We start from the raw sequence: 14,501 nt of genomic DNA on the forward strand, positions 1-14,501 counted from the left end.
CTAAGCCGGGCGCCCGCGCCTGGCTTCTTCCACGCCCAGGTTCGCCAGTTCGTCCGCGCGCTCGTTGCCGGGATCGCCCGCGTGGCCGCGTACCCAGCGCCACGCTACCTTGTGGCGCGACACCTGCTCGTCCAGCGCGCGCCACAGCTCGGCGTTCTTCACCGGCTTCTTATCCGCGGTGATCCAGCCGCGCCGCTTCCAGTTGGCGATCCACTCCATCATGCCTTTCATGACGTACTGGGAGTCCACGTGTATGGTCACCTGGCAGGGACGCTTCAGCGCCGCCAGCCCCTGGATCACGGCCATGAGTTCCATGCGGTTGTTGGTGGTCGCCATTTCACCGCCATGCAGCGTTTTTTCATGGGTGCCCGAACGCATCAGGACGCCCCAGCCGCCCGGCCCAGGATTGCCCTTGCAGGCGCCGTCGGTCCAGAGCTCCACCACTTCCATCCTGGCGTCCCCGCCAGCCGTACTGCCATCGATCATCGACTGATTCCTGCACTGTTCCATATACGTCCGCGAGCACCGCGGCCGCGATTGAAGCCGCGAACTCAACGACCCGACCGTTAAAGCCGCGAACGATGATTCGCCACCACCGATGCCGCCGCGGCGGCCGGCCGCTTCTGCTTCCAGGCCGGGCCGATCAGCCGCATGCCGGCCACGCGCTTGACCGCCGACACCATGTACACCGCGCCGCACACCGCCCACCAGCGATCGCCGGCCTTCTCCATGAAGCGCCAGCGCTGCAACCAGATATCCGTCTGGCAGGCGGGCGCGTAGCAGCCGAAGCGGCCACGGTCGACCTCGAAGGACAGCAGCTTCAGCCAGTCCTTGACACGGGCCAGCGAGACCTGCGCCGACGGCGCGTGCGGCAGCCAGGGTTCCATGCCGGGCATGCGGTTGCGCGCGCCCCACAGGCTCCAGGGATTGAAGCCCGAGATCACCACGCGCCCTTCCGGCATCAGCACCCGTTCCACTTCGCGCAGCACGTCATGCGGCGCATCCGTGCACTCGAACGCGTGCGGCAGGATCAACAGGTCTATGCTCTGCGACGAGAACGGCAAGGCACGCGGATCGGCCAGCGTGCAGGCCTGCCAGCGTGCCGCCACTTCGGGCTCGGGCATGACGGTGCCCACATAGGCCTTGAACGGCATGCGGTTGTTGCGCAGCAGATCCAGCTCGGCCAGCCCCACCTGCAAGGCGTTGTAGCCGAACACGTCGGCCACCACCGCATCGAACTGGGCCTGCTCCCAGCGCAGCGCATACTGCCCGGGCGGCGTCTGAAACCACTCGGCCAGTTCTACAATCGGCGCACTCTCTTCTGCCACGCTATAGGTTCCTTAGATGATGCAAGCCAACTCCGCCCCCGCTGGCGTCGATGTGCCCGGACCTGCCTCGTTCGCCTCGCTGGTACCGGTCCCGGCATTCTCCGACAACTACATCTGGCTGGTCGAACGCCAGGGACTGGCCGCCGTGGTCGACCCCGGCCAGGCCGAACCGGTGCTGCGCGCGCTGCGCGAACGCGGACTGCAATTGCGCGCCATTCTACTCACGCACCATCATGCGGACCATGTCGGCGGGGTGCTGGAATTGTCGCTCGCCACCGGGGCCGTCGTATACGGCCCCGCGGATGAGACCCTGCCGCGCCGCGACGTTGCCCTGCGGGAAGGCGACCAGGTTCGCATCGAGGAACTCGACCTGGCGATGGACGTCCTGGATGTCCCGGGCCATACGGCCGGCCACATTGCCTACTACGGCCGGGCCGCGGGGGTGGACCCGGTACTTTTCTGCGGGGATACCCTATTCGCCGGCGGCTGTGGGCGCCTGTTCGAGGGCACACCCGCGCAGATGTCTGATTCTCTTGGTAAATTCGTAACATTACCGGCTGAAACACAAGTTTGCTGCGCACACGAGTACACTCTTGCCAACTTGCGATGGGCACAGGCCGTCGATCCGGCCAACCGCACCCTGCAACAGTGGTACCAGCGGGCCCAGCAACTGCGCGAACAAGGTAGTCCCACGCTTCCCTCGACGATCGGGCTGGAGCGGGCCACCAATCCGTTCCTGCGTACCCGGCAAGTTGAAATTACCCAGGCTGCCGCAGCTCATGCTGGGCGTTCGCTAAACTCGCCCGTCGAAGTATTCGCCGTACTTCGCGAATGGAAAAACAACTTCAAGTGAACCACTGATGAAATTGTTCCGGCTAATCTTTCCCCTGCTCTTGGCCGTATTGGCCGGCTGCGCGGGAACGACGCACAAACAGACAGAACTCCACGCAGGCGATCTCGACACCCAGCAACCCGGATATCCGACCCGCTACGTCGCCACGGTCACGTCACGCACCATCGACCTGACCCACCCCCCGCGCGACGTCTGGGACCGCATACGCCGCGGCTTCGCCATCCCCAATCTGCACAATCCCCTGGTCGACCAGTGGACCGACTATTACGCCTCGCATCCCGAGGCCGTCCAGCGCATGGCCGAACGCGCGGGTAAATACCTGTATTTCATCACCGACGAAATCAACCAGCGCGGCATGCCCACCGAGCTGGCCCTGCTGCCCTTCGTGGAAAGCGCGTACAACCCTTCGGCCCTGTCGCGCGCCCAGGCCTCGGGCCTGTGGCAGTTCGTGCCGGCCACGGGCCAGCACTACAACCTGAAGCAGGACTGGTGGCGTGACGAACGGCGCGACCCCATCGCGTCGACCAACGCGGCGCTGGACTACCTGGAAAACCTGTTCGAAATGCAGGGCGACTGGTACCTGGCTTTGGCTTCCTATAACTGGGGCGAAGGTTCGGTACAGCGCGCCATGGCGAAGAACGAAGCCGCAGGCCTGCCCACCGACTATCTGTCGCTGCAGATGCCGGACGAAACGCGCAACTACGTGCCCAAGCTGCAGGCGATCAAGAACATCATCGCCAATCCGACCAAGTACGCCGTGGTCCTGCCGGCGGTCAACAACACGCCGTATTTCGCCACGGTGCAGAAGAACCGCGACATCGATATCGAAGTCGCCGCGCGCCTGGCCGAAATGCCGGTGGACGAGTTCAAGGCCTTGAATCCGTCGTTCAATCGCCCGGTGATCCGCGGCGAGCACGCCTCCATGATCCTGCCGGCGGACCGCGTGGCGGTCTTCAACGCCAACATCGAGAACTACAAGGGCGACCTGTCCAGCTGGAAGGTGTACCAGCCGCAGCGGGGCGATACCTACGCCTCGATCGCGCGCCGCTTCGGCATTTCGGAATCCACGCTGCGCGGGCTGAACGACATCCCCTCGCGCCAGAAGCGCATCGCCATGGCGCAGCACCTGCTGGTGCCGGCGCGCGGCGGCGTGCAGGTGGCATCGCTGGACAATGCCGGTCCGGCCACGCAGGGCCCGGCCGCCCAGCGCGGTTCGGTGCGTCCGGCCACGGCGCAGGTGGCGTCGGCGAAGATGACCGCGCCGCGGCCCAATGTGCGCCAGCACAAGGTCAAGTCCGGCGACACGCTGTTTTCGCTCGCGCGCCAGTACAGCACCACGGTAGACGCGCTGCGCGCCCTGAACAACCTGAAGGGCAACGCCCTGAAGGTGGGCAGCACGCTGCGGGTGCCGGGCACGAACGTGCGCGGCTGAGCAGCGCGGCCGCAGGGCCACGCGGCCGCGCCGGAAGGCGCTTCCGCATCGGGGACGCCGGCGTCATCGCCGGCGTTTTTCTTTGGGGCGATGGAAAGCCGCGCTGCGCATATCCCGCCGGGAACAGGGACGGGCGCGGCGCCGGCCAGGTTCACCTAAAATACCGCTTTCAGTTTCGAGGATACGAAAAATGGGCTTTCTAGCCGGCAAACGCATACTGGTCACGGGCGTGCTGTCCAACCGCTCCATCGCCTATGGCATCGCGCGGGCCTGCCACCGCCAGGGCGCCGAACTGGCGTTTACCTACGTCGGCGATCGCTTCAAGGACCGTGTCACGGAATTCGCCGGCGAGTTCGGCAGCGACATCGTGCTGCCCTGCGACGTCTCGGAAGACGCCCAGATCGAAGCCGCCTTTACCGAACTGGGCCAGCGTTGGGACGGCCTGGACGGGCTGGTGCACTCCATCGGTTTCGCGCCGCGCGAAGCCATCGCGGGCGACTTCCTGGAAGGCCTGTCGCGCGAAGGCTTCCGCATCGCGCACGACGTATCGGCCTACAGCTTTCCCGCCATGGCCAAGGCGGCGCTGCCGCTGATGAAGGGGCGCAACGGCTCGGTGCTGACGCTGACTTACCTGGGCGCCGAACGCGTCGTTCCCAACTACAACACCATGGGCCTGGCCAAGGCCTCGCTGGAAGCCAGCGTGCGCTACCTGGCCACGGCGCTGGGCCCGCAAGGCATACGCGCCAACGGTATCTCGGCCGGCCCCATCAAGACCCTGGCCGCGAGCGGCATCAAGGATTTCTCGTCCATCCTGAAGTTCGTCGAAAGCAATGCGCCGCTGCGGCGCAATGTGTCCATCGACGACGTCGGCAACGTCGCGGCCTTCATGCTGTCGGATCTGGCCGCCGGCGTGACGGGCGAAATCACCCACGTGGACGCGGGATTTTCCACGATCGTGCCGGGCATGGAATAAGCCGGGCGGCCGGCTTCAGTCGGCGTGCAGCCCCATGCGCGCCGTCAGCTGGCCGAAGCGGTCGATATCGCTGTCGATCAAGGCCTGGAAGGCCTGCGGCGTACTGGCCGTCGGGCTGTAGCCCAGCTGCAGCAGCGCCTGGCGCGTATCGGCGCGGTTCATGATCGCGGCGACGGCGGCGTTCAGTTTGGCGATGACGGCCGGCGGCGTCCGGGCGGGAGCCAGCAGGCCGTGCCATTGGTCCAGGGCATAGCCTGGAAACCCCTGCTCCGCCACGGTAGCTACCGAAGGCATCAAGTCGCTGCGCTGCGGCGACGTCACCGCCAGCGCCCTGAGCTTGCCGGACGCCAGGAAAGGCGCGGCGCTGGACGCGGTGATGATGCCGATGCCCACCTGACCGGACAGCACGTCCGTGAGCGCCGGGCCGCAACCCTTGTAGGGCACGTGCTGCAATGGCCGGCCACTCGCGATGCGCAGCATTTCCCCCGCCAGATGCTGCGGGGTGCCGTTGCCGCAGGACGCATAGGCCAACGCCTTGCCGCCCTGCCCGGCCGCCGCCATGGCGTCCGCCAGGGTGTGGAAAGGCGACGACGCCGGCACGGCCAGCACCGACGGCACGAAGGCGACATTGATCACGCCTTTGAGGTCATGCTTGGGCGAGAACGGCAGGTCGCGGTACACGCCGGGATTGATGGCGTAGGAGCTGTTGACCATCAGCAGGGTATAGCCGTCCGGCGCGGCCTGCGCGACCTCGCGGGCGCCTATGTTGCCGCTGGCGCCGGGCCGGTTTTCCACCACCACGGTCTGGCCCAGGTCCTGCTGCAAGGCCGCGCCCAGGCGGCGCGCCAGCAGATCGGTGCCGCCGCCCGGCGGGAAGGTCACGATGAGCGTGATGGGATGCGACGGATAGCCGCGCGCCGCGCCGTCGGGCGAAATCGCCGCCACGCTGGCGGGATGCCCGGCGTTGCCTTCGGCCGCCGCCGCGCGTATCCATCCGCCCGCCGCCAGCAAGGCGGCCAGGCACAGTAAGGTCCCGCGCATGTGTAGGCCGATGGCGGTCCGTCCGATGACGGTCCGCCCGAGGGCGGTCCGCCCCATGGTCGGATGCGCCGCGTACGGACGGCAGGCATCGGGGCGTACGCCATCGGGCGCGCCCGTATCGCGGCGCCGTTCGCGCCGCATCAAGCTGTTCATCGCAAACTCCGTCAGGCGTCCAGGCCGATATCCAGCACTTGCACGCTGTGGGTGATCCACCCGATGGCGATCAGGTCCACGCCGGTGGCCGCGATCGCGGGGGCCGTTTCCGGCGTCACGCCGCCGGAGGCTTCGGTGATCGCCCGGCCCTTGGCCATGGCGACGGCCTGGCGCAGTTGCGCCAGGTCCATGTTGTCCAGCAGCACGACGTCCACGCCCAGCGCCAGCGCTTCTTCCAGCTGCGCCAAGGTGTCGACTTCCAGCTCGATCTTGACCAGATGGCCGGCCGCGGCGCGCGCCCGTTCGATCGCGGGCTTTATGCCGCCGGCCAGGGCCACGTGGTTGTCCTTGATCAGCATGGCGTCGTCCAGGCCGAAGCGGTGGTTGCTGCCGCCGCCGACCCGCACGGCGTACTTCTGCAGCGCCCGCATGCCGGGCAGCGTCTTGCGTGTGCAGGTGACGCGCGTCCCGTAAGGACGTATGGCGTCGGCGATCGCGGCCGTGGCCGAGGCCACCCCGCTCAAATGGCACAGCAGGTTCAGCGCGGTGCGCTCGGCGGTCAGGATGCCGCGCGCCGGCCCACCCACCACGGCGATCTCATCACCCGGGCGCAGGCGGACACCATCGCGCAGCGCCGGCAGCAGTTCGATGCGCGGGTCGGTCAGCGCGAACGCCATGCGGGCCAGGTCCAGTCCCGCCAGCACGCCAGGCTTGCGCGCCACCAGGCGCAGGCGCGATTCGGTATCGGCGTCGACGATCGCGTCCGTCGTGATGTCGCCCGCGCGGCCCAGGTCCTCCAGCAGCGCGGCGCGCACCACCGGCTCCAGCATGACGGCGGGCAGCGGCGCGACCGTGCGCACCACGTCGGAAGAAATAGCGGCGGTCGGGTGCGCGCCGCGGCTGTGCCGCGCCCCGGCATGCCTGGGTAATGTGCTTATGCTCATTTTGAGTATTAAGTCGGCGGAGTGAAGGGATGGACTTATACTATTTCTGAGCATAATCCCCTGTCAACGGATTTTTTCGCGTTTTTTCGCGGTGGACCGGCCCTCAGACCAGGTGCGGCTCCCGCGCCAGCGGCAGCTTGCTGCCGGAAATCGCGCGTTCCAGCATGACGTCGCGCCGGAAGCGGAACAGCTTCGCGGGCCTGCCCGCGGTGCCGCTGGTCATGCCACCGGTTTCTTCCACCAGTTCCTGCTGTTCGATCAGCCGACGGAAATTCTGCTTGTGCAGGCCGCGGCCCGCCAGGGCTTCCACGCTCTGCTGCAACTGCAGCAAGGTGAATTCCTCCGGCATCAGTTCGAAGACGACCGGGCGGTATTTGATCTTGGCGCGCAACCGGGCGATGCCGGTGGCCAGGATACGCCGATGGTCATGGATCATGGGCGTGCCCGGCAGCGCCGGACGGATCGGCCGGCGGCCGGCCTCGGGCACCAGGCCCGCTTCGTACAGCAGCTCGTAGCGCTGCAGCACCATGTCTTCGTTCCACCCCGCGCCATCCAGGCCGAACGTGATCGCGACGCGGTCATAGCGGCGGCCGCGTTGCGCTGCCGGGCCGGTCGCGGCCCAGGCCCGCAAGCGGGGTTCGATCACCGACGCGACGAAGACTGGCGCGCCGTCGCGCCGGTCTTCCCAGGGGAAATAGCGGTACCAGCTCTGCCAGCCCACGCCGGCCCCGCCCGTCTGCGCCAATTCGCGCGTCAGGCCCAGGTAGCTGACCGAGATGATGCGCGCGTCCGGCTGGTCCGCCCGATCGCGATCGGCGAAGGTGTACAGCTGTTCGACATAGCCGAGCGGATGATGGGTCTGCGCTTCCACCCACGCTCGCAGGCCGGCCTGCAGGGACCGGTGGGCGGACTGGAAGGGCCCGGCGGGCAGCGCGTGCGCATCGCCGGTGGTCAACACGCGAGGCTGGCCGTCGGTCACGGCGACCAGTACGGCGACGAGTTCGGCGGAAACGCGGCTTTCGATGGGATCGGTCAAGGGCACGCAGGATAAGGCGACATTGCCGCGGAGAGCGGCGGATAGCCGCGCGGCCCCGCATTATACGAAGGGATTGCCACCGGATGGACGGCCGGATGCGATGGCGGATGGATTGCTGAATGGATGGCCGGAGGGCTCGCCGGCCGGGCGCTCGCGCTCGCATTCTTGACCCGGACGTACAAGTGTTTCGCGGCGGCCGGGGTTTTTCCCGGCCCGCGGCCGCGGCAGTATGCTGGTTTGCCAGCGCGCCGCTTATCCAGCGCGCGCGCCCCGTCCATACTTTTACACAGAGGCCACACAATGGAATATCGACATCTGGGTGCATCGGGATTCAAAGTCCCCGTCCTGAGCTTTGGAACCGGCACATTCGGCGGCAAGGGCGAGCTGTTCGAAGCCTGGGGCAAGACCGACGTCGCCGAAGCGCGCCGGCTGATCGACATCTGTCTGGACGAAGGCGTGACGATGTTCGACACCGCCGACATCTATTCGCGCGGCGCTTCCGAATCCATCCTGGGCGAAGCCATCAAGGGACGGCGCGACAAGGTCATCCTGTCCACCAAGGCCACCTTCCGCTTCGATGACGAACCCAACAACGTCGGCTCGTCGCGCTTTCACCTGATCCGCGCCGTCGACGATGCGCTCAAGCGCCTGGGCACCGACCATATCGACCTGTTCCAGCTGCACGGCTTCGACGCCCGCACGCCGGTGGAAGAAGTCCTGTCCACCCTGGACACGCTGGTGCGGGCGGGCAAGATCCGCTACACGGGCGTATCGAATTTCTCGGGCTGGCACCTGATGAAATCCCAGGCCGCCGCCGACCGCTACGGCTATCCGCGCTACGTGGCCAACCAGACCTACTACTCGCTGATCGGCCGGGATTACGAATGGGAGCTGATGCCGCTGGGCCTGGACCAGGGCGTGGGCGCCGTCGTCTGGAGTCCGCTGGGTTGGGGCCGGCTGACCGGCAAGATCCGCCGCGGCCAGCCGCTGCCGCAGACCAGCCGGCTGCACAAGACCGCCGACTACGGTCCGCCCGTGCCGGACGAATATCTGTACCGCGTCGTCGACGCGCTGGACGACGTGGCGGCCGAAACCGGCAAGACCATTCCGCAGATCGCGCTGAACTGGCTGCTGCAGCGCCCCACCGTCAGCACCGTGCTGATCGGCGCGCGCGACGAAAACCAGTTGCGCCAGAACCTGGGCGCCGTGGGTTGGAACCTGACCGCCGACCAGATCGCGAAGCTGGACGCCGCCAGCGCCGTCGATCGCGCCTACCCGTACTGGCACCAGGTCGGCTTCGCGGAACGCAATCCTTCCCCGGTCTGAGCGCCGCGCGCACCCGGCCGGCCAGGCGCCCGCCTAGGCACTCCAGACGGCGGGCGCGCCGATGCCCAGCATGGCGGTCCCCAGCAGTTCGCGCAGGATCAGTTCGTCGTCGCCGAGATCGATCATGCCGCCCTTGCCGGCCAGCACCTGGAACTTGCGTGACAGCGGATCGCAGTTGGCCAGCAGATGCATGGCCGAGCCGCGCACGAATTCATAGCGCCAGATGATTTCGGAGCGGCTGTAGCGCGGCAATGTCTGCGCCAGCGCATCGATGAACAGCTGCGCATACCCGTCCAGGTGCTGCGCGACGAACAGCGTGTAATCGCTGTCCGGCATGGCGCGCAGGTGATGCTCCATGCGCACGAACAGGCGGCCGCCATCCTCGTCCCGCTCGCAGACGACCAGCGGGCGCAGCAGGCTTTCGAGTATCACGGGAATGGGCAGCGGCCCGTGCCCGTAACGCTGGCGTGCATCTTCCAGCCGCATGCGCCGTTCAATGTTGACCGGCTCCATGACGGACAGCAGCACCGACTTCACCAGTGCGTCCTTGGACCCGTAGTAGTAGTGGATGGACGCCACGTTGACGCCGGAAGCGTCGCAGATATCGCGCACGGTGGTATTGAAAGGCCCCGTGCGCGCGATCAGGTCCTTCGCCACCCGCAGGATACGCTCCGGCACCGGCATGTCCGCGGCATCGTCGCCGCGGATTTCTCCTTCCGCGGGGACCGGCATTTCCCTCATGGCGCCTCCTCTGACGACCAATCAATTGTTTTAATTTGCTTCACAGCTTCGTGGCGGCCCGCACCTGGCGGCTGCATTCAAGCCGTTGATTTTAATCCAGGAATCACGATTTTCCCAATTTGGCCGCATGACGCACGGTTATGCTGCAACGCACTAGGATTTACCACTACCCGGCCGATTTTGCCTTGACGCTCCCTGGCGGCGTTCCTAGAATTAAACAACTGTTTTATCTGCACGACATGCGCTAAGGTATTGAAAAATATATGGAATATCCGGCTGTCCGGGTATATCCATGGTTCCAAGGGGCTTTTCCATGTCAGAAACAGCGGTGCAAACCGAGGCGTTCGCGCGCCCCGACGATTTACGGATCCTGGCGGCCCACGCCGGGCTGTCGCTCACTCCCGAGCACCTTGCCGAACTGGCCGACGCCTGGCGCTATATCGCGCCCATGCTGGCCCGCATCCCGCGCGACAGGCCTTATGCCGACGAAGCCGCGCACGCCTTCGTGCCGGCCACCTTCGTGGCCGCCGGCAAGGGGATGGCGCGATGAACGGCGACCCGACATTCCTGACCATCGCGCAGGCCAGCCGCATGATCGCCGACAGGACGCTGTCGCCGGTGGAGCTGACGCAGGCCTGCCTGGCCCGCATGGAAGCGGTGGACGCCGCCCTGTGCAGCTTCATCACCCCCACGCCGGAGCTCGCCCTGGCGCAGGCGCGGGCCGCCGAAGCGGAAATCGCGCGTGACGGCCCGCGCGGCCCCTTGCACGGCATCCCCTACTCCTTGAAGGACATCTACGAGACGGCCGGCATCCGCACCACCGGGCAATCCCGCGTGCTGGCCGAGTATGTTCCGGTGCGGGACGGCCCGGCGCAACAGGCCCTGCAAGACGCGGGCGGCGTGCTGCTGGGCAAGACCACCACCTGGGAATTCGCCCACGGCGGCCCGTCCTGGGACGTGGTGGCGCCCCCCGCCCACAATCCCTGGAACACCGGCCGCCACCCGGCCGGTTCGTCATCCGGCTCCGGCGCGGCCATCGCCGCGGGGCTGTGTCCGGCCAGCATGGGATCCGACACCGGCGGCTCCATCCGCATGCCGGCGGCGGCATGCGGCATCGCCGGCATCAAGCCCACGTACGGCCGCGTCAGCCGGCGCGGCGTGCTGCCGAATTCCTTCAGCCACGATCACACGGGTCCGATGGCCTGGACCTCGGAGGACCTGGCCATCCTGCTGGGCGTCGTCGCCGGCCACGATCCGCTCGATCCGGGTAGCGCGGACCAGCCCGTGCCGGACTATCGCGCCGCGCTGAACGGCGATCTGCGCGGCCTGAAGATAGGCGTGCCATGGGCCTGGATGGAACAGGAAGCACCGATCTCGGCGGGCTCGCGCCAGGCGCTGGACAACGCCCTGGACGTCCTGCGCGGCCTGGGCGCCATCGTGCAGCCTGTCACCTTGCCCTCGCTGCTGGCCTACAACGATTGCAAGCGCGTGATCGCCATGGCCGAGCTCTTCTCGATCCACCAGCACACGCTGCGCAACGCGCCGGAACTGCTGGGCGCCAGCCTGCGCTACCGCATCATCGGCGGCGCCCTGCTGCGCGCCGAAGACTATGTACAGGCAATGCGGATGCGCGCGGAACTGGCGGCCGCCATGCAGGCGGCATTCGAGCAAGTGGACCTGATCGTCACGCACTGCGCCGAGCCGGCCGGCAAGCTGGAGCCCACGTCGCCGCACTGGATGTTCAGCCAGCCGAACTACACGACACCGTTCAATTCCGCCGGCAATCCGGCCCTGTCGGTGTGCAACGGCTTCGATGCCGACGGCATGCCGTATTCGCTGCAGATCGCCGGCCGGCTGTTCGATGAAGCCACCGTGCTGCGCGCCGGCGATGCCTACGAAAGGGCCACCGCCTGGCGCGCGCGGCGGCCGGACATCGCGGCGCTGGCCGCCGAAGCCGCGGCCCGCCGGCGCGACGCCGCTCCAGGCGCGCACGCCGTCGCGGCCAGTCCCGCGACGGCCTAGGGCCCACGGTTTCTTACGCGCTGTATCGCTTCCATGCCGGCCGCCCACGGGCGGCGGTGCGAATCACCCCTCGGAGATACGCCTTGGTACTGAAGAAGTTCGCGGCCCCGCTCATCGCCGCCTCGCTCGCCCTTTCCGCCATCGCCACGGCACGCGCCGAAATGGTGCTGCGCGTCGCCACCACCATGTCCGACATCCCGCTGACCACGGGCCAGCCCAGCCAGGGCGGCGAGGGCATGCGCTTCATCGGCTTCACGCTGTACGACGCGCTGATCCGCTGGGATTTGTCCAAGGCCGACCAGCCCGCCAAGCTCGTGCCGGGCCTGGCGACGTCCTGGTCCGTCGACGACGCGACCCACACCAAGTGGACCTTCAAGCTCAGGCCCAACGTCAAGTTCCATGACGGTTCCGCCTTCGACGCGGAAGCGGTGGTCTGGAACCTGGACAAGCTGCTCAAGCGCGACGCGCCGCAGTTCGACCAGGCGCAGGCCACGCAGGCCAGCCAGTACGTGTCGGGTGTCGCTTCCTACCGCGTCATCGATCCCATGACGGTGGAAATCACGACCAAGTATGCCGACGCGGTATTCCCCTACCTGATCGCGGACGTGATGATCTCCAGCCCCGCGCGCTACAAGGAAATGGGCGGCGATTGGACCAAGGTGGCGCAGCGTCCGTCCGGCACCGGGCCGTGGATGCTGGACAAGCTGGTGCCGCGCGAACGCGCGGAGCTGATACGCAACCCGAACTATTGGGATCCGCAGCGCGTGCCCAAATCCGACCGCATGGTGCTGCTGACCATGCCGGATCCCAATACGCGTGTCGCCGCGCTTCTTTCGCGCCAGGTGGATTGGGTGGAAGCGCCGCCGCCCGACACGATCCCGCGCCTGAAGCAGGCGGGCATGCAGATCGTCACCAACATCTACCCCCACAACTGGCCGTACCAACTCAGTTATTCGGAGGGCTCGCCGTTCCGCGACATCCGCATCCGCAAGGCCGCCAACCTGGCGATCGACCGCCAGGGCCTGGTGGAATTCCTCGGCGGCACCGCCATCCCGTCCGAGGGCATGGTCGATCCCAAGCACCCCTGGTTCGGCCAGCCGCACTTCAAGATCCGCTACGACCCCGACGAGGCGCGGCGCCTGATGAAGGAAGCCGGCTATAGCCCGCAACATCCCCTGCACGTGAAGTTCGCGATCTCGACGTCGGGGTCCGGCCAGATGCAGCCGCTGCCCATGAACGAGTTCGTGCAGGAGAACCTGAAAGCCGTGGGCTTCGACGTCGAACTCGAAGTCATGGAGTGGGAAGCCCTGCGCGCGCGCCGCCGCGCCGGTTCCGACGCTCCGGAAAACAAGGGCGTGGACGGCATCAACAACAGCTTCGGCTACTGGGATCCCGACATCGGCCTGATCGGCACGTCCTGGTCGAAGATGAAGCCGCCAGCCGGCTACAACTGGGGCGGTTTCAGCGACAAGGAAGCCGACGAGCTCGCCGCGAAAGCCAAGGTGGAATTCGACCCCAGGAAGCAGGACGCGATCCTGGCCCAGCTGCATACCCGCATCGTCGACCAGGCGATGTGGATATGGGTGGTCCACGATCTGAATCCGCGCGCGCTGGCGCCCAATGTGAAGGGCTTCGTGCAGGCCCAGAGCTGGTTCCAGGACCTGACGCCGGTCTACCTGCAACAGTGAATTCCGCGGCGTCCCGCGCCGCGCACAGGAGGATCGCGCCATGCTGCGTTACCTGCTTCGCCGCCTGCTCTATACCCTGCCCATCGCCATCGGCGTCTCGCTGGTCTGCTTCGCGCTCGTGCATCTTGCCCCGGGCGACCCGATCAGCGCGGTGCTGCCGGAAAACGCCTCGCCGGCGGTGATCCAGGAGGTCCGGGCAGCCTATGGCTTCGACAAGCCGCTGCCCGCGCAGTATTTCATCTGGCTCAAGCGGGTGGTCACCGGCGACCTGGGCACGTCGATCAAGACGGGGCGGCCCGTGCTGTGGGAGATCGCGCCGGCCATCCGCAACTCCATGCTGCTGGCGGCGGCGGCCATCGTCCTGGCCTTTGCCGGCGGCTGCCTGCTCGGCACGCTGGCCGGCTATACGCGACGCCCTACGGTGGATCGCGCGGTGACGGCGCTGGCGGTGACCGGCGTATCGCTGCCGCACTACTGGCTGGGCATGGTGCTGATCGTGCTGTTCTCCGTGCAGCTGCGGCTGCTGCCGGCCACCGGCATGGGCGCGCCGGATATCGCCCACCTGATCCTGCCGGCGGTCACGCTGGCCGTCATCCCCATGGGCATCCTGGCCCGGTCGGTGCGGGCGTCGGTGGGCGAGATACGCAGGCAGGAATTCGTGCAGACGCTGTACGCCAAGGGCCTGGGCGGCCGGCAGGTGCTGGCGCACGTCGCCAAGAATGCCGCGCCCGCGGTGATGGCCGTCATGGGCCTGCAGTTCGCGCAGATGCTGGGCGGCTCCATCCTGGTGGAGACCGTCTTCGCCTGGCCCGGCACGGGCTTCCTGCTGAACGCCGCGATCTTCACGCGCGACCTCCCCATCCTGCAGGGAACCATCCTGGTGCTGGCCATGCTGTTCGTCTTCACCAACCTGATCGTGGACATGCTGCAGATGCTGGTCGATCCGCGCGTCAAGCGCGCTTGA

General features: G+C 67.2%; 14 protein-coding genes. 8 read left to right on the forward strand and 6 right to left on the reverse strand.

Features of this window, described 5'->3' with window-relative positions; genetic code table 11:
* Together rnhA and CAL26_RS23060 are read right to left on the reverse strand one after the other, a co-directional pair.
* On the reverse strand, positions 1 to 486 hold the full coding sequence (gene rnhA, locus CAL26_RS23055; RefSeq protein WP_094849016.1) for a ribonuclease HI: 486 nt from the start codon (positions 484 to 486) through the stop codon (positions 1 to 3).
* An 80-nt stretch (positions 487 to 566) separates the two neighbouring features.
* Positions 567 to 1,328: a class I SAM-dependent methyltransferase gene (locus tag CAL26_RS23060; protein WP_094849017.1), complete on the reverse strand. Its 762-nt coding sequence runs from the start codon at positions 1,326 to 1,328 to the stop codon at positions 567 to 569.
* Between the two features lie 19 nt (positions 1,329 to 1,347).
* Here CAL26_RS23060 and gloB point away from each other — a divergent pair, with 19 nt between their 5' ends.
* The 3 genes from gloB to fabI all read left to right on the forward strand — a co-directional run bounded on the left by gloB (position 1,348) and on the right by fabI (position 4,586).
* Positions 1,348 to 2,181, forward strand: a complete 834-nt coding sequence (gene gloB / locus CAL26_RS23065) for a hydroxyacylglutathione hydrolase (protein ID WP_094850042.1) — start codon at positions 1,348 to 1,350, stop codon at positions 2,179 to 2,181.
* Between the two features lie 7 nt (positions 2,182 to 2,188).
* Positions 2,189 to 3,613 (forward strand): transglycosylase SLT domain-containing protein, encoded by a 1,425-nt coding sequence (locus tag CAL26_RS23070; RefSeq protein WP_094849018.1) that lies wholly within the window; start codon positions 2,189 to 2,191, stop codon positions 3,611 to 3,613.
* A gap of 190 nt (positions 3,614 to 3,803) precedes the next feature.
* Complete coding sequence (gene fabI, locus CAL26_RS23075; RefSeq protein WP_094849019.1) at positions 3,804 to 4,586, forward strand: enoyl-ACP reductase FabI; 783 nt, start codon at positions 3,804 to 3,806, stop codon at positions 4,584 to 4,586.
* 15 nt (positions 4,587 to 4,601) lie between these two features.
* On the opposite strand, the gene CAL26_RS23080 is transcribed toward fabI, so the two are convergent.
* The 3 genes from CAL26_RS23080 to CAL26_RS23090 form a co-directional block, all read right to left on the reverse strand.
* Complete coding sequence (locus CAL26_RS23080; RefSeq protein ID WP_094850043.1) at positions 4,602 to 5,627, reverse strand: tripartite tricarboxylate transporter substrate binding protein; 1,026 nt, start codon at positions 5,625 to 5,627, stop codon at positions 4,602 to 4,604.
* A 164-nt stretch (positions 5,628 to 5,791) separates the two neighbouring features.
* Positions 5,792 to 6,610, reverse strand: a complete 819-nt coding sequence (gene nadC, locus CAL26_RS23085; RefSeq protein WP_218831605.1) for a carboxylating nicotinate-nucleotide diphosphorylase — start codon at positions 6,608 to 6,610, stop codon at positions 5,792 to 5,794.
* Positions 6,611 to 6,827: 217 nt separating this feature from the next.
* Positions 6,828 to 7,760, reverse strand: coding sequence for an NUDIX hydrolase (locus CAL26_RS23090; protein ID WP_179283462.1), 933 nt, complete (start codon positions 7,758 to 7,760; stop codon positions 6,828 to 6,830).
* Between the two features lie 300 nt (positions 7,761 to 8,060).
* Between CAL26_RS23090 and CAL26_RS23095 the strand changes: the two genes are divergently transcribed.
* Entirely contained in the window at positions 8,061 to 9,086 is a 1,026-nt protein-coding gene (locus CAL26_RS23095) for an aldo/keto reductase (protein ID WP_094849022.1), read from the forward strand.
* 33 nt (positions 9,087 to 9,119) lie between these two features.
* Here the strand turns inward: CAL26_RS23095 and CAL26_RS23100 are convergent, their stop codons facing one another.
* A complete protein-coding gene (locus CAL26_RS23100) occupies positions 9,120 to 9,827 on the reverse strand; it encodes a TetR/AcrR family transcriptional regulator (protein WP_094849023.1) in 708 nt (235 codons plus the stop codon).
* Between the two features lie 313 nt (positions 9,828 to 10,140).
* Between CAL26_RS23100 and CAL26_RS23105 the strand changes: the two genes are divergently transcribed.
* From CAL26_RS23105 to CAL26_RS23120, 4 genes are all read left to right on the forward strand, one after another.
* Positions 10,141 to 10,377, forward strand: coding sequence for a hypothetical protein (locus CAL26_RS23105; protein WP_143277485.1), 237 nt, complete (start codon positions 10,141 to 10,143; stop codon positions 10,375 to 10,377).
* Positions 10,374 to 11,849: an amidase gene (locus CAL26_RS23110; RefSeq protein WP_094849025.1), complete on the forward strand. Its 1,476-nt coding sequence runs from the start codon at positions 10,374 to 10,376 to the stop codon at positions 11,847 to 11,849. The genes CAL26_RS23105 and CAL26_RS23110 overlap by 4 nt, the downstream gene beginning before the upstream one ends.
* A gap of 83 nt (positions 11,850 to 11,932) precedes the next feature.
* Complete coding sequence (locus CAL26_RS23115) at positions 11,933 to 13,537, forward strand: ABC transporter substrate-binding protein (protein ID WP_256988572.1); 1,605 nt, start codon at positions 11,933 to 11,935, stop codon at positions 13,535 to 13,537.
* Positions 13,538 to 13,577: 40 nt separating this feature from the next.
* The gene (locus tag CAL26_RS23120; protein ID WP_094849026.1) at positions 13,578 to 14,501 is read left to right on the forward strand and encodes an ABC transporter permease; all 924 of its coding nucleotides are present in this window, start codon (positions 13,578 to 13,580) and stop codon (positions 14,499 to 14,501) included.

Origin of the sequence: Bordetella genomosp. 9 (genome assembly GCF_002261425.1) — a bacterium.
Lineage (GTDB): Bacteria > Pseudomonadota > Gammaproteobacteria > Burkholderiales > Burkholderiaceae_B > Bordetella_C.

Excerpts from the sequence above, each read along its gene's own strand:
- rnhA (WP_094849016.1), bottom strand. The coding sequence starts at position 486 with ATGATCGATGGCAGTACGGCTGGCGGGGACGCCAGGATGGAAGTGGTG.
- gloB (WP_094850042.1), top strand. The coding sequence starts at position 1,348 with ATGCAAGCCAACTCCGCCCCCGCTGGCGTCGATGTGCCCGGACCTGCC.
- CAL26_RS23070 (WP_094849018.1), top strand. The coding sequence starts at position 2,189 with ATGAAATTGTTCCGGCTAATCTTTCCCCTGCTCTTGGCCGTATTGGCC.
- fabI (WP_094849019.1), top strand. The coding sequence starts at position 3,804 with ATGGGCTTTCTAGCCGGCAAACGCATACTGGTCACGGGCGTGCTGTCC.
- CAL26_RS23080 (WP_094850043.1), bottom strand. The coding sequence starts at position 5,627 with ATGCGCGGGACCTTACTGTGCCTGGCCGCCTTGCTGGCGGCGGGCGGA.
- nadC (WP_218831605.1), bottom strand. The coding sequence starts at position 6,610 with ATGCTGGAGCCGGTGGTGCGCGCCGCGCTGCTGGAGGACCTGGGCCGC.
- CAL26_RS23095 (WP_094849022.1), top strand. The coding sequence starts at position 8,061 with ATGGAATATCGACATCTGGGTGCATCGGGATTCAAAGTCCCCGTCCTG.
- CAL26_RS23100 (WP_094849023.1), bottom strand. The coding sequence starts at position 9,827 with ATGAGGGAAATGCCGGTCCCCGCGGAAGGAGAAATCCGCGGCGACGAT.
- CAL26_RS23105 (WP_143277485.1), top strand. The coding sequence starts at position 10,141 with ATGTCAGAAACAGCGGTGCAAACCGAGGCGTTCGCGCGCCCCGACGAT.
- CAL26_RS23110 (WP_094849025.1), top strand. The coding sequence starts at position 10,374 with ATGAACGGCGACCCGACATTCCTGACCATCGCGCAGGCCAGCCGCATG.
- CAL26_RS23120 (WP_094849026.1), top strand. The coding sequence starts at position 13,578 with ATGCTGCGTTACCTGCTTCGCCGCCTGCTCTATACCCTGCCCATCGCC.